At 27.5% G+C, this 16,483-nt stretch carries 12 protein-coding genes; 6 read left to right on the plus strand and 6 right to left on the minus strand.

Annotated features, from left to right (window positions below; genetic code table 11):
• The first annotated feature begins 286 nt into the window (after nt 1-286).
• Entirely contained in the window at nt 287-1,678 is a 1,392-nt protein-coding gene (locus AYC61_RS15775; RefSeq protein WP_066504644.1) for an MATE family efflux transporter, read from the plus strand.
• A gap of 75 nt (nt 1,679-1,753) precedes the next feature.
• Here the strand turns inward: AYC61_RS15775 and AYC61_RS15780 are convergent, their stop codons facing one another.
• Nucleotides 1,754-2,281 (minus strand): hypothetical protein, encoded by a 528-nt coding sequence (locus AYC61_RS15780; RefSeq protein ID WP_066504646.1) that lies wholly within the window; start codon nt 2,279-2,281, stop codon nt 1,754-1,756.
• Nucleotides 2,282-2,506: 225 nt separating this feature from the next.
• On the opposite strand from AYC61_RS15780, the gene AYC61_RS15785 reads away from it, so the two are divergent.
• From AYC61_RS15785 to AYC61_RS15800, 4 genes are all read left to right on the plus strand, one after another.
• Nucleotides 2,507-3,229, plus strand: a complete 723-nt coding sequence (locus AYC61_RS15785) for a class I SAM-dependent methyltransferase (protein ID WP_066504648.1) — start codon at nt 2,507-2,509, stop codon at nt 3,227-3,229.
• A 108-nt stretch (nt 3,230-3,337) separates the two neighbouring features.
• Complete coding sequence (locus tag AYC61_RS15790) at nt 3,338-3,781, plus strand: hypothetical protein (protein ID WP_066504651.1); 444 nt, start codon at nt 3,338-3,340, stop codon at nt 3,779-3,781.
• 445 nt (nt 3,782-4,226) lie between these two features.
• A complete protein-coding gene (locus AYC61_RS15795) occupies nt 4,227-6,335 on the plus strand; it encodes a M6 family metallopeptidase (RefSeq protein ID WP_066504654.1) in 2,109 nt (702 codons plus the stop codon).
• Between the two features lie 639 nt (nt 6,336-6,974).
• A complete protein-coding gene (locus AYC61_RS15800; protein WP_066504656.1) occupies nt 6,975-7,283 on the plus strand; it encodes a DUF2325 domain-containing protein in 309 nt (102 codons plus the stop codon).
• 135 nt (nt 7,284-7,418) lie between these two features.
• On the opposite strand, the gene AYC61_RS15805 is transcribed toward AYC61_RS15800, so the two are convergent.
• The 5 genes from AYC61_RS15805 to AYC61_RS15825 form a co-directional block, all read right to left on the minus strand.
• Nucleotides 7,419-8,501: a YibE/F family protein gene (locus tag AYC61_RS15805; protein ID WP_066504657.1), complete on the minus strand. Its 1,083-nt coding sequence runs from the start codon at nt 8,499-8,501 to the stop codon at nt 7,419-7,421.
• Nucleotides 8,502-8,889: 388 nt separating this feature from the next.
• On the minus strand, nt 8,890-10,161 hold the full coding sequence (locus tag AYC61_RS15810; protein WP_066504658.1) for an MFS transporter: 1,272 nt from the start codon (nt 10,159-10,161) through the stop codon (nt 8,890-8,892).
• 335 nt (nt 10,162-10,496) lie between these two features.
• Entirely contained in the window at nt 10,497-11,531 is a 1,035-nt protein-coding gene (locus tag AYC61_RS15815) for an ArsR/SmtB family transcription factor (protein WP_066504660.1), read from the minus strand.
• Between the two features lie 23 nt (nt 11,532-11,554).
• Entirely contained in the window at nt 11,555-12,835 is a 1,281-nt protein-coding gene (locus tag AYC61_RS15820; protein ID WP_066504662.1) for an MFS transporter, read from the minus strand.
• Between the two features lie 367 nt (nt 12,836-13,202).
• A complete protein-coding gene (locus AYC61_RS15825; protein WP_066504663.1) occupies nt 13,203-14,474 on the minus strand; it encodes an MFS transporter in 1,272 nt (423 codons plus the stop codon).
• A gap of 226 nt (nt 14,475-14,700) precedes the next feature.
• On the opposite strand from AYC61_RS15825, the gene iorA reads away from it, so the two are divergent.
• Nucleotides 14,701-16,476 (plus strand): indolepyruvate ferredoxin oxidoreductase subunit alpha, encoded by a 1,776-nt coding sequence (iorA, locus tag AYC61_RS15830; protein WP_066504664.1) that lies wholly within the window; start codon nt 14,701-14,703, stop codon nt 16,474-16,476.
• Nucleotides 16,477-16,483 lie beyond the last annotated feature (7 nt).

The raw sequence follows: 16,483 nt of genomic DNA on the forward strand, positions 1-16,483 counted from the left end.
TACAGCATATTATTCAAAGTTATACGAATAATCCGGGATAATTATTACAAAAAGTCTGGGTATAAACTTTTAAATAAGTAAACTGAAATATTGACAAAATATAAAAATTCATTTATAATAAATGAAGTTTGGCAAGTGAAAAATAATTAAATATATAGATATTTTTAATATCAAAGTGTTGAACATCCACTTCAAAAAAACTCGAAGTGGGTGTTTTTTTAATTTTGTGTAAATCTTACTTCATAGAACGAAGTATGTAGGAGCAAGATTTGAAAGGAGCTTTTATATGTCATACAATTTAATCAAGGATTTTAGAAATAATAAAAAATTTTACAAGTATTTGTTTACGATAACTTTACCAATAGTTTTACAAAATTTAATAGCGTCATCACTAAATATGCTAGATACTATGATGATAGGTAAAGTTGGAGAAACTGAACTAGCATCTGTTGGTATTGCAAATCAATGTTACTTTTTATTTACTTTATTTGTAATGGGAATAGGTAGTGGCTGTGGGGTATTAGTTGCACAACTTTGGGGTAAGAAAGATAAAAATAATATAAAAAAAGTTTTGAGTAAATCATTAATTGCAAGTTTACTTATATCTTTAATTTTTTTATTTCTAGGGCTTACAATACCTGATAGAATAATGGCAATCTTCACTAAAGACTCAGCAGTTATTTCTATAGGCAGTCAATATTTAAAAATAACAGTTATAAGTTATGTATTTACAGGTATTACTTTTACTTTTGCTTCTGCGCTTAGGAGCATAGGAAATACTAAATTACCTATGTTTGCAAGTTTAATTGGATTTATCGTAAACGGAGTATTAAATTATTTACTTATATTTGGTCATTTTGGTATGCCTGAGCTTAAAACTCAAGGTGCTGCAATAGCAACTCTTATAGCTAGGACATGTGAGTGTAGCATGATATTATTTGCTGTATATTTTAAGGACAAGCGATTAAATATTAAACTAAGTGATTTAAGGGGATTGTCTAAGAACCTGACAAAGACATTAATAAATGTCACAATACCAATAGTTTTAAATGAAGCATGTTGGGGATTTGGAAATGTAACATATATTGCAATTTATGCAAGGATAGGTAAACGTGCTGCCGCATCAATGCAAATATGTTCAACTATTATGAACTTATTTATGATTATTTCTTTTGGTCTTGCTTATGCTTCGGTAGTTATTATAGGAAATGAAATTGGTGCTAATAGAGAGGAACGTGCAATTGAAGCATCTAAGAAAATTTCGAGATTATCAATTTTAATATCTATATTTTTAGGTGTGGTTCTTTTTATACTAGCAAAGCCAATAGTTTCTTTCTTTAATGTGTTAAATGAAGTTAAATTAAGCTCAATTTACATACTTTACATTTATTCAATAGTTATGGTTATTAAGGTTTATAATGGCGTTATGATAGTTGGGATACTTAGAGGTGGTGGAGATACTACTTACGGTTCTATACTTCAAGGAATTACACTTTGGTTTATAGGTATACCTCTAGCTTTTGTTGCTGCATTTATACTTGAATTACCAGTATATTTAGTAGTAGCATTTACTGTAATAGAGGAGATTGTAAAGGTAATTTTTATGATAAAAAGATTTAGGTCTTTCAAATGGATAAGGAATATGACAAATGATAAGACCGAAACTGCTGTAATATAAAATTAAAAGATTTAGTAAGAGACAATAGCTCTCTTATTAAATCTTTTAAACATAAACCCAAATTCTATTCTGGTATTATGAAACAGCTATATCAGTTAGTTCCAAGTTCCATTTCTCATTTCTATATGTAGCTTTATACGTTGGAAAATAAGCAGCATTATTAGAATACCATGAGGTTGCAGTGATTTTAGCGCAGTTATTGTCATATTCGTGTACATTTATAGATAATACTGTGCCATTTTTTGCATGTGTTAAATTCCCGCTTTCATCTATTTCAAATTTATTAACATCATTTTTTACATCATCAAAAGCATAAACATTATCAGATAATGTTACAAGTCTTTTTAAAACTTCCTGTTTACCATCTTCAGATAGATTGACTAGTGTATTTTTATTTACTGCAATGAAATCATTACCTCCATTTCCCTCATTAAAAGCAGCCTTCATTACTTTTACATATAAATGAATTCTTTTCATTTCATCATAACTAAACTCTGTAGAGTTATTCTGTAAACTGTTTTCTGGGTTATTGTTTGTAGATTTTGTGCATCCGCTTACAAGTAAAGTAAGAATTAAAATAATAATTAGCATTGATTGTTTCATAAAATTGCTCCTTTCGTGATAGTATTTCTTCATAACAATTAGACTAAAATAGGTTTTATTTGTTCCAAAAATAAACAAAAAGTTTTTATTTATTTTTTGTCATATTTACATGTACTGATATTAACTAAGGTTTACTTTAATTTTAATATGAATAATATTCTTTTAAATGAATTTATAGGAAAATATGATAAAATTAAATATATTAAATAAAAAAGAGGTGAAGTTATGGAAAAAGTAAAAGAAGTTTTAAAAAATTATTCAGCAGGTAAGTTACTCGATGTAGGAACAGGAAGAGGAAATTTTATTCATTTAGTCAAAAATTGTTTCAATAGTTATGATGAAATTATAGCTATTGACAAAACAGAAAGAGCAAAAGAATTTTTTGAAAATGAATTTCAAGAAGAAAACATAAAATTTATACAAATGGATAGTTGTAATTTAGATTTTGAGAATAATTATTTTGATACTGTTTGTCTATCGAATGCAATACATGAATTAGAAGATATAAACAAGGTATTAGTAGAAATCAAAAGAGTTCTCAAAAGTGGGGGATTACTTATAGTAAATGAAATGTTCTGTGATAATTTATCTGATAAACAAATGTCACATGTATTAATTCATCATTTTGGTGCTAGATTGGATAGATTAAGAGGAAATTGTCATAATGAGACATTTAAAAAAGAAGAAATATTAGATATTGTAAAAGGTTTAAACATGGAAATTTTGAATTGTTTTGAATATAATACGCATGAAGATCAGTTGTTGGAAGATGAAGAAGATGATGATGTTGAAAGAATAACTGATTCTATAGGTAAAAAGGTAAAACAGTTTGAAGATAATCCGGAATATGAGGATTTAGAGCAAAACTTGAGAGAAATTAAGAAGTATATTAAAAATAATGGTATTTTTGGAGCAACAGAATTAATGATTGTTGTTAGAAAAAATTAAAATAATCTGGGTTTAGTGCAAAATCTATTAAGGTTTTATAAAACCATGTTATTATAAGGATATATATGATATAATATACAAAAATATATAAATTAGGGGGTCACTAAAATGATAAGAAAAAGTATAATAAGTACAGGTCATTTAAAGAAAAATAGTTATAACATTCTCAAAAAGTATCATGACTTAGCTGATAGAAAAAAATTCGAAAGAATATATGCAATAAAGGACGGAGAAGAGTATTGTTTTGTTACCTTAGTTCAAAATTTAAGAGAAATAATGAAAAATTCTCTTAGTAATATAGAGGACGGGGATTGTAAACTTATGGCAGAAGATTACCTTAATAAGCTAGGACATTTAACTAAAAGAGTAGAGGAATGTGCAAATAATAACAGTACGATACATGAGAGTTTTGTAACAAGTGTTTTAAAAGCACATACAAATTTATTCAATCGAATGGTTGAGGTTAAAGAGAAATTTAATTTTAATGATGCATGTAAAGAACTTTGGGATAATTGCTATAATACAGCATATAGTATTTGGAATAAGTTTTAAAAACTATTTCTAAAAATGTTATAATAAATGCTCAAGTAGACACCTAATTTACACTGATTTATATTTTTGGAATTTTAATAATAACAACAAATATAAAAGACAGATACTTTTTAAATAGCATCTGTCTTTTATATTTTTGAATAATACATTGACAATAAAACGGTAACACTAAATCATTTGCATCTATTTAGCTAAAATGGATCCTATGTCAGAAAATTTTGAAAAAACTTTCTATTTTATGAAGGAAAAACTTAAAGAAATGTAGAATAGTAAACATATTAAGTTAAAAAAGTAATATGATGAAATAAAAGACAAATAACCTCAAAAATTGTTTTATTATGAATGAAAAAATAAAATTTTGCTATAAAATGACTTAAAAGGGGGGATTATAAGAATTTTAGGAAACAAAGGACTTATAAAAAAACAAATATAAAGGGGGATATTTATGAAAAAAGTTTTATCAGTTTTTTTAAGCTTAGTGTTAGTATTTGGTATGCTTTCAATAATGGGCATGTCTAATGTTCAAGCTACTAAGGATGAGTGGGATACTGAGCGATACGGAGATGTATTAGACATAGGTACCTACTTAAGACATTTAGAAAATGATGAAGATTATAGAGACGAACTAGATAATGTAATAAAAGAAATGGCAGAAAATCTTAACCTCAATGAAGAAAGCAATATGGAAGCAGATAACAATGATGACAACTTTACTTTCAATGGTGGAACTAAGTATTACCTAGGCTATGATTCATTAAATGGCTATTATATAAAAACTTATACATTAAGAAGTTTAGGAGATACTGTAGAAGTTTGGGTTGCTGATGATTTATCTTTTGAAGATGGTAGACCAACTCATGTAGTTACTCAGGAACAAGTAGATAAGCTAAGAGATGAATTTGACAATAACATATATCAAAAAGATACTGAATTTTTCGGAGTACCTGATTCACATATAGGTGAAAATGCTCAGCTACCAGGCATGGTTGGATTACCACAGGATTATTATACACCTAATGATGGAATCGAAAGAGTGATTATGCTTGTTGATAATATAAGAGATGAAAACTTTTATGATTCTGAATATCCATTTTTTGTAGCAGGATTTTATTCATCAACTTATGAATCATATTTTGATAGAAATATAATTAGTATAGATACCAATGATTGGGAAGAAAGATTAGAGACAACATTCTGTGGGACTGTTGCACATGAGTTCCAACATTTAATACATGATGACAATGACAGCGCAGAAGAAACTTGGATAAATGAAGGAATGTCAGAGTTTGCAGAATATTTATGTGGATATGGACATCCTATGGGACATGTAAATTTCTTTTTAGATCATCCAGAAAATTCATTAGTTGAATGGGATGACCATTATAGTGCCACATCAGGTCCAGAAACATTAGCTGATTATGGTCAAGCATATTTGTTACAATTATATTTTAATGACAAGTATGGGAAAGATTTTGTTAAGGCTCTAGCTACTGACGGTGAAGATCAAGGGATTGAAAGTGTTAACAAAATTTTAGCTGAATTTGGAACAGGAATAGATTTTGAAGAGCTATTTAGAAGATTTACTATTGCAGTTGCAATAGATAGTAATAAACCAGGAAATGGTATATATGAATTTGACAATATAGATGTAAGTGTAAACTACGAATCAGCACTAGAATATGATAAAGATGGCGTACCTGCTTGGGGTGGCGATTATAAGGCTATAGATATATCAGATAAGATTAGAACTATAATCTTTGACGGTACTGACTTTATGCCAATACCTTGGGAAGTTGTTGAAGATCCTTTAGGAGTACAAGATCAAGTTATATGGGGTAATTTTGGTGATGAAGCTGACAACAAGATAATCATAGAGGCAGATTTAACATCAGTTGAATCAGCTACTCTAAAGTTTGACAATTATTATGAGATAGAAGAGCAATGGGACTTCGGAATGGTTCAAGTATCTACAGATGATGGTGAAACTTGGGTTAGCTTAGGAAATGAAAACACTAGAAACGATGTTGTAGAAGAAGGATATCCAAAGATCAAAGAAAATCTTCCTGGTTTTACAGGAGTTAACTATGAAGAAGAGCCTGTTTGGACTGAAGAGATATTTGATTTATCTGAATATGCTGGTGAAAAGATTTATATAAGCTTCAGATATTTAACTGATTGGGGTACAAATGAGGCTGGTTGGTTTATAGACAATATAGAAATACCAGAAATTGACTATGAGAATACATGTGATTCCATAGAAGCGTTTGTTAATATAAATGAAATAAAAGAGAACTATGTTGAATATGCAGTATCGTTTATAAACAAAAGAACTGTAGGGAAAAATGGGAAAAATACTCTTTACAAAGTTGTAAACGTTGAGCCGTTTAATATTAATGAAGAAGATGCCCTTGAATTAAGGCAGTTATTCAAAGACGGCGAGAACTATATGATTATATGGTACGCTGCACCTTCAGGAGAAAAAGGCTCAGCAGAATTTACTTATGAAATAATAACTAAAGAAAATCATAAGAAAAATGGACATGGTAATAATTAGTTAGAAATACTAAACTACTCTTATGTAGAACCGTTATGTTATATAAAATGGACCCTAAGTTAAGGGTTTTGAAAAAGTCTAGATAACTAAAAGCTGATTTCTATATTGTATAGGAGTCAGCTTTTCTAATCTCCATTTTTTCTAGCAATTCAACCTCGGTTTTTCAGTATGCTATTTCTGCACCTTTTTTAATAATTGAGAAGGTCAAATATAAGGTTAAGAAAGCTTTTTTTGCCTAATATAATTTAGTCCTTGTATATACAGTAAAAGAGCATGTAGTGATTTAGCTAAGAAAATGGATAACTGTAGAAACTGTAAACATAAAAATATGTTTACTACATATAAAAAGTACTACGATTTATTTTGATAATAATGAAACAAGAGTAAAAAAAAGCTCCATAAAGAAGCTATAAAAAAGGTAGTGTTATTTTATATTATGGAAAATGAGCATTTGTTTTATTTTAGATAGGAAATAGATTAATTATATAGATAATTATTATGTGCTGTATTTCTAAAAGCTATATATGTAGCTATGAGAGCGGTTATTGGAAGATAAATTTTAAATGAAACATTGACAAAAGAGAAGTAAAATGATATATTAACAATAATGATAATCGATATCAATAAGGAGGATGAAAAATGACTGCATTAATCGTTGGAGGAGATAAATTAGGAAATATTCCGCAGGTTTTAAATAATAAGGGAGTAGATGATTTTATTCATTGGACGGGTAGAAAGAAATTGATGTATAACAAAGAAATACCTAGTAATATAGATATGGTGATAGTTTTTTATGATTTTATTAATCATAATACAGCAGGTGCAATAAAAAAGATGACAAAGAACTTAGAGATTCCTTGTATATACAGTAAAAGAGCATGTAGTGATTTAGCTAAGAAAATGGATAACTGTAGAAACTGTAAACATAAAAATATGTTTACTACATAATAATAGGCACTACGATTTATTTTGATAATAATGAAACAAGAGTAAAAAAAAGCTCCATAAAGAAGCTATAAAAAAGGTAGTGTTATTTTATATTATGGAAAATGAGCATTTGTTTTATTTTAGATAGGAAATAGATTAATTATATAGATAATTATTATGTGCTGTATTTCTAAAAGCTACATATGTAGCTATGAGAGCGGTTAGTGGAATTGTTAATATTAGTCCTATGCTTCCACAGAGTGCTCTTATTACTTCTACTGCTAGTAATTCTGTATTTAATGCATTTAGAAATGGAGTTTTTGACATTATAAATATTAATAACAGTGGCAAAAAACTACCTGCATAAGCTAATATTAAAGTGTTTATCATTGTAGACATAACATCCTTGCCAACATTCAATCCTGAGTGTAATAAATCCGTAAATGGTATTCGTGGTGATTTTCTTTTGATTTCAAATATAACTGAGGTTATGGACATGCTAACGTCCATTATTACACCTATTGTACCTATTATGACCGCACATAAATATAAGCCTTTAAAATCTACTTCTAATCCCATGTTGGCTGCTAGGAAAACAGCTTCATCTTCAGCTAGACCTGTTATATTTGATAAGTTTGTAAATATTAGAGAGAGTATTCCAGCACTTATAGTTCCACCTATAGTTCCGAGTATAGAAACCAGAGTTTTTTTAGTAAATCCTGAAATAAGTAAAAAACTGATTATTATTATTATTGATGAGCAAATTACTGCACACAGTATAGAGTTATATCCTTTTATAATATATGGTATCAAGAGTTTAATTATTATATATCCAGAAAAGATTAGTGCTAGAAGTGATCTAATACCCTTCAATCTTCCAAAAATAATTAACAATATGACAAATATTATGCTAAGCTTTTTTAAAGAATCAAGCCTCCAAGTATCAACTATAGTACCCATTAATATTCCATTGGTGTTAGAAACTTCTACTAATAAAGTATCTCCAATATTAAAATGCTGATTATTTGCTGAGTAATCAATTATTAGATGTTTAATATTTAAAGTTTTGTTTTTATAGGGCTTATCCAATATTACAACATCTAAAAGCTGATAATCTGTTGAATCAATAGAAGTATTATTTGTATCTACAATTTTTGCTTTTAATATATTATTAGTAGAAGCATAGGCTATATTAGTTATCAATATAAAAATTAATAGTAATAAAATATATTTTTTCATAAGTGCACCTCCTATTAATTCATATGTATATTCAATAAAAAAAAGAACTTAAAAAAGGGGATGTCTCAAAATGATGAATTTTTGAGGTGAGTAGTGAATTTCATAAATTCATACGACTAATCGCGTATAATAAGTATGCTCTTATCGATGAGAATTTCAATGCCTTGAACTTCATTTATTTTTATTTCTAAAAGGAGCTGTCTTAATTTGAGACAGCTCTTATAGGAGATAAAGTTCTTTTTGTGTTATTTTATTTTGCATTAGTATAGTTCAATGAATATATTTCCTATACCTAAATTTTTCTTTTTATTTCTAGTATAATTGAAAAAATTAATAAATAAGCATACCTATAGCAAATACAGTAAATAAATATCAATAAAATATATAATTATATTTTATGTAATGTTTTATTAAAAGATATCATTATACCTACAATTACAAGTAGTCCACCTGATATGAAAACTATTAAATGACTTGGAACTATATCGATTAGAAAACCAAATAATATACATGCTATTGGTGTAATTATGCTTGATATAGTATCTAATATACCAAATAATCTACCTCTGAAATTCTCAGGAGTTTTTCGTTGTAAGGTTAGGTTTAAAGGAAGATTAATTAGTACAATGAAACATCCAATAATTAATCCAATTGTGCAGTAATATATTACATAAAACATTAAGCTTTTTGTTTCCACTAATCCTGATACAGGTATCCCTATTAGAGATGTTAATAGTCCGAGTGACGCAGTACATAATCCAATGCTTAAACCTACTCTTTTAATTTCTGGGATATATGAGAATATTAAAGACATTAAAAGCATGCCGCATGCAAAAGATCCTTCTATAATTCCAACGTATTTAGAAGGTAATAATAAATCCTGTACTGTTATATAAGGAAAACATATATTTATTGCAGTAAACAAAAAGTTAATAATTGGAAAGATCATAAATAAGGTAAAGAGAACTTTTTTTTGTTTAATATAATTTAATCCTTCTTTTATATCGTTTAAAATTGAAGACTTTTCTTTAGAAGAAGTTTGCACAGAATTTGATTTGTAAGCTTCAAAATCAATCATGTACTCTGAAATTGATGATAAAACGAATGATATTCCATTTATCAATATGATGTATTTAATGTCAAAGAAACCATATACTAATCCACCTACTACAGGACCTAAGATATTTGTTAATGAATTTATTGATGTATTATAAGAGGTTATTTTAACAAGGTTTTCATCATTGACTAAATTAGGCAATGATGAGGTGAATGATACACCAAATATAGTGTTAAGTGAAGTTAACAAAATAGTTGTAATATAGATATATATAATATTTAATTCATTAGTGATAATGATAAAGAAAAGTATAATTAATAAAAGTCCACTTAACATATCTGTAATTACTACAAGTTTCTTTTTGTCCAATCTGTCAGATATAACACCTGCTATTGGTCCTAATAATATTCTGGGAATAGTATTTAGTGCAAAGTTTAATGAAAAACTCATACCAGAACCCGTTATTTTTAACAGATATAAACCAATAGAAAATGCATAAATATTTGTGCCGAATAATGAAACAAATTTACCCGTTAAGAATAGAATTATATTTCTATTGTCAACAGTTTTTATTTTTTTTATCAGTTCAAGTTTGTTATTCAAAGCAAATCCCTCCAAAATAGCATTATATAAATAATTTTAATGTTAACATCTTTTATATTAATATATTTATAATAAAAAGTAAATATATTTAATAAAATATAAATAAAATTAATATTACTTTCAAAAGACAAAATCAATGAAGTTAGATTGACAAAAAGTTATCAGAAATACTGTTAAAGAAAAATTTATTAATATTAATATAATTTTAACAAGAGGGATGGAAGTTGCTTCATTCAAATTAAAGAGGTGATAATATAAAATAACATAGAATTTTGAAAGGAGCTGGCTTAAAAACATTTTGAGACAGCTCCTGTGGGAGATAGTATAGTTTATTATTATTCATCTAGTATTTCATTTAATGCAATTTGAAACATTTCCTTAATTCTTTCTTTATTTATTTTATAATATAACTTATTTTGTTCACCGAACTCGAAAAATACAAGTCCTGCATCTAATAGTTTGTTCATATGGTATGACATGGTTGCTGGAGTAAGTTTAAAATGTTTAGCTAGTTCATTAGAAAACCATTGTTTTTTATTTAACAGCTTTAATATTTCTAACCTTTTATCATCACTTAGTACCTTAAAAAGTTCTTTACTTTTTTCACGCATAATACTTTCATCAAATCTTTGTTCATAACCATAACCATATATGATAATAGTTTTATCATTTTTTAATATGATTGATGTTGTAAATTCTACAAGATAACATATATACATAATAATTGGTTTATCTTGAGGCAATATTTTCATAGAAGAAAAACAAGTTGTTTCAAGATATTTTAAAGAATTATTTTCGTATTTTTCTTTGTGTTCTTTTATTTTATTTCTCATAAACTCTTCAATTTGTTTTTCATAGGCTTTAAAATGATCATTGTAGAAAATATATATTAAAGTTTCTAGTTTTGATTTTACTATTTCAGGGTGCTTTAAAAATTGTATGAAAAATTTTGCTTCTTCTTCTCCATTAGTATTTACTATTGCGTTATAAATATCTTTTTCATCTGATTCTAGTGTTAAATCATAGCCATTTTCAGATAAATCATATTCATTGAAGCAATCTTTTAAAAATTCTTTAGAATCAAGCTGTTTTAAAAAAGTGAAAAATTCATCAACATTTTTTATGTTTCGTGTTGAAATATAATAAATTAAACATAATAATCCTATAGTGTTATCTCTAACTAATAGATTCAAATCGTTCTTGATAAATATAGACATATTATTGTTAAAATCTTCGATTATGGCTTTAATAGTTTCATCTAATTTATAACCGAATTCGCTTAATTTATTTAAGACTACATCATTTTTAGCACACCTGAACAGTGCTGTTATTAGTTCTATAGCCATGTTGTGTTTTATTGTTACCTTCATATTTGCCTCCTTCAGTACAGCTATTATATTTTATGTAAAGTCTTATTTGCTGATATAATCAAACCAATAATTGCAAGTAATGCACCTGATATAAATACTATCAAATGACTAGGTACCGTATCTAATAGAAAACCATATACTATACATGCAAGAGGTGTAATTATACTTGATATCGTACCTAAGGTACCGTAAACCCTACCTCTATATTCAGCAGGAGTTTCTCGTTGCACTGTTAAATCAATAGGTAGATTAATAAAGACAATAATTGCTCCAATGATTATTGCTACTGAACAATAGTATATTGCGTAGAACAGTAAACTATTTACTGTCATCAATCCTGATATAGGTACACCTATAAGAAATGTAGCTATTCCAATTAATATAGTTCCTATACCAATAACTAAACCTTTTCTTTTTACTTCTGGTATAATTGAAAAAACTAATGACATAATAAGCATACCTATAGCAAATGCTCCTTCGACTATTCCAACAAGTTTAGAAGATAGCAGCAAATCATTTACTAGAATGAATGGTAAACATATACTCAATGCTATAAATAGAAAATTTATTATTGGAGTAAACATAATTAGTGTAAATAATATCTTTTTTTGTTTAATATAATTAAAACCTTCTTTTAAATCATCTATAATACTATTTTTTTCGATTGAAGAATCTTTTTCTTCTTTTTTATTATCTACCTTATAAGCATTAAAATCAATAAAATATTCTGAAATAGCAGATAAAATAAACGATATTCCATTCAATAGTATAAACAGATTGATGTTAAAAATACCAAATATAAGTCCACCCAAAATAGGTCCAAGGATATTTGTAATTGAGGTAATAGATGTTCTATAAGAATTTATTTTTACAAGATTTTCGTCTTTTACTAAATTTGGTATAGATGCATCGAATGATATACTGAATATAGTATTTAGAGAAGTTAACAAAGCTGTAGTAATATATATATAGGTTAAACTCAAACCTTTATTAATGGAAATACTATATAGCAAAATTAAAAGAATCCCACTCAATATATCAGAATATACAACAAGCTTTTTTTTATCAAATTTGTCTGATATGACACCGGCAACGGGTCCTAATAATATTCTAGGAACCATATTTAAGATAAAGTTTATAGAAAAATTCATAGCAGAGCCAGTTAGCTTTAGTACATATAAACCAATTGCAAAAGCATAAATATTAGTTCCTAATAATGAAATAAATTTACCTGATAAAAATAGTAAAATGTTTTTTTTGTCATTAGCTGTTGTTTTCTCATTTGTATTAAATTGATAACTCATAATGAATACCTCCAATAGATTATTTTGTAATAAAAGAATTAGATAAAATTCTAATTACAATTTCAAAATTATCGACCATTAAAGGTACTTAATATAACTAAACTAAGATGACAATCTAAATTCAAGTAAAATATTAGCAATAATGTTGTACTAAGAAACGATAATTTTGAAAATTTACTTAAGTTAAATATATAATTGTGATTAATAATTAGAATTATTTCTAATGATATAATATTATGCATTTATAAAATTGTCAATATATTTTTCGAAAGTTATTAGAAAAAAATCTAATAACTTTCATTATAAATGTTTCTAATTCTTTTGTTTCTTTTTTAAAAGTTATATAAATAATTAGGTAATAGTGTATTTATATTTTATGTAGCGTTTTATTACAAGCTATTATTGTTCCTATAATAATAGTTAGTCCACCTGATACAGCTACGATTAAATAACTAGGAATGATATCTAATAGAAGACCAAATATTATACATCCTAGAGGAGTTATTATACTTGAAATTGTTTCTAATGTTCCAAATACTCTTCCTCTATAATTTTCAGGAGTTTCTCGTTGTAAAGTTAAGCTTAAAGGCAGATTAATTAATACTAGTAATAATCCGATGATCAATTTAATAGTGCAAAAATATATGGAATAAAACATTAAGCTTTTTACATCAAATAATCCTGATACAGGTAAGCCTGTAAGAGATATTAATATTCCAATTGACATAGTGCTAAAGCCTATAATTAAACCTATTCTTTTTATTTCTGGCAAGTATGAAAACACTAAAGACATTATTAACATACCACATGCACAAGATCCTTGTATTATCCCAACTACTTTAGAAGGTAACATCAATTGATGTACTGTTATATAAGGTAAAGTTATACTTGAAGAATTAAATAAAAAATTAATAATTGGGAAAGTCAAATATAAGGTGAAGAAAGCTTTTTTTTGCCTAATATAATTTAGTCCTTCTTTAATTTCAGATAACATCGAAGCTTTATATTCAGAAGGAGATTGTATAGAATTATCCTGAGATTTATAGGCATCAAAATCAATCATATATTCTGAAATTGATGATAATATAAACGATAATCCATTAATTAATATTATAAATTTTATGCTAAATAGTCCATATACTAGTCCACCTACGATAGGACCAAAAATATTTGTGAAGGAGTTGATTGATGTATTATAAGAATTAATTTTAACAAGATTTTTATCATTGACTAAATTAGGCAGTGATGAAGTAAATGCTATACCAAATATAGTATTAAGTGAAGTTAATAAAGTAGTAGTAATATAAATAGATACAATATTTAAGCTATTTACCTGAGATAAAATGAAAAGCATAACCAATAGAAGTCCACTCAACATATCAGTAATTACTACAAGTTTCTTTTTATCAAATCTATCAGATATAACTCCTGCTAGTGGTCCTAAAAGTATTCGTGGAATAATATTTAGTGCAAAGTTCAAAGAAAAACTCATTCCAGAACCGGTTAATTTTAATAAATGTAAACCAATTGCAAAGGCATAAATATTAGTGCCGAATAAAGAAACGAATTTACCTGTTAAAAATAGAAACATATTTTTATTGTCAACAGTTTTGTTTTTCAGTTTAATTTCATTTGTCATGTAAAACCTCCCATAGATTTACAATGTTAAATAAATTTCATATTTGAAATATTTTAACATTTATACTATTAATACTAATATATTTTTGTAATAAAGTAAATATATTCAATGAAAAATAAAGAAAATTAATAATAATTTTCAAGCTCTTATTATTGCATTGATAATCAATAGCAAGTAATATATAATATATTACATGTAATATATTATTAGATAAAGGGGTGTTAAAATGAAAAAACTTATGACAGGAAATGAAGCTATAGCCAGAGGAGTTTATGAAGCTGGAATAACTTTTGCTGCTGCTTACCCTGGTACACCTAGTACAGAAATCCTTGAAAATGTTGCATTATATAAGGATGATATAGTTGCTGAATGGGCTCCAAATGAAAAGGTAGCATTTGAATCTGCTTTAGGAGCTTCTATTGCTGGCGCGAGAACGTTTGCCAGTATGAAACAGGTTGGTGTAAATGTTGCTGCTGATCCAATGTTTTCATTTTCATACACAGGTGTTAATGGTGGATTTGTAATGGTTTCTGCTGATGAACCGGGTATACATTCATCACAAACAGAGCAGGATAACAGATACTATGCTAAATTTGCTAAACTTGCTATGCTCGAGCCAAGTGATAGTGGGGAAGCTAAAGAAATGGTAAAAGAAGCGGTTAAAATAAGTGAAGAATTCGATACTATAGCTTTAATTAGAATGACTACAAGGGTATGTCACAGTAAAAGTATAGTAGAGCTTAATGAAAGATGTAATGTACCATTAAAAAACTACACAAAAAATATTAACAAATATGCTACAATGCCTGCTATATCTATGAAGTTGAGAGTAAAAGTTGAAGATAGAATGAAGAAACTAGAAAAGTTTTCAAATGAAACTCCTTTAAACTATATTGAGTGGAATGATAAAAAAATTGGTGTTATTTCATCAGGAGTTGCTTATCAATATGCTAAAGAAGTTTTTGGTGATACTGTTTCATATTTAAAGCTTGGCTTTACATATCCATTACCAATGGATAAAATAAAAAGCTTTGCTGATGAAGTGGATACTTTATATGTTATAGAAGAATTAGAACCTTTTATTGAAGAACAAATAAAAGCTAATGGAATTGATTGTATAGGTAAAGACAAAATACCAAATGTGGGAGAACTCAATCCTCATATCATAAGAAAAAATATCTTAGACAAGGAAAACGATTCCTTGGATACAGATGCTAACAAATTGATACCAAGACCACCAACATTATGTGCAGGTTGTCCTCATAGGGGAGTTTTTTACGAACTAGGTAAAAGGAAAAATATCATGGTAACCGGAGATATCGGTTGTTATGGCTTAGGTGCACTACCTCCACTTAGTTCGGTAGACACAATCATATGTATGGGTGCAAGTGTAAGTGCAGGTCATGGCGCAGCAAAGGTATATAGAAATAATAATAGTGATAAAAAAGTAGTTTCTGTTATTGGAGACTCGACATTTTTCCATTCAGGGATGACAGGTTTATTAGATGTAGCATATAATCAAAGTAATACTGTAACAATAATACTAGACAACAGAATTACAGGTATGACAGGTCATCAAGATCACCCGGGTACAGGAATCACTGCTCAAGGACAAGAGACATTAGAGGCTGATATAGAAGTGATAGTTAAAGCTTTAGGAATCAGAAATGTCAAAACTATAAATCCTTTAAGACTAAATGAAATGAAAGAAGCACTTGATTGGGCTCTAGATTTAAATGAGCCATCAGTGATAATTACCAGATGGCCATGTGCACTTAAAAGAAGAACTGAAAAAGAAAAAAATGAGTTTGGAAGTAGATTTGATATATGCAAAGTAAATGAAAGTATTTGTATTGGATGTAAAAAATGTTTAAGTACAGGATGTCCAGCACTTTCATTTAATTTAGAAGATAAAAAAGCTGTTATAAATGAAAATATGTGCCTTGGTTGTGAAATTTGTTCGCAGGTATGTCCTGTAAATGCAATTGATACTATTAAGTAAAAGGTGG

Origin of the sequence: Abyssisolibacter fermentans (assembly GCF_001559865.1) — a bacterium.
GTDB classification, from domain to species: domain Bacteria; phylum Bacillota; class Clostridia; order Tissierellales; family MCWD3; genus Abyssisolibacter; species Abyssisolibacter fermentans.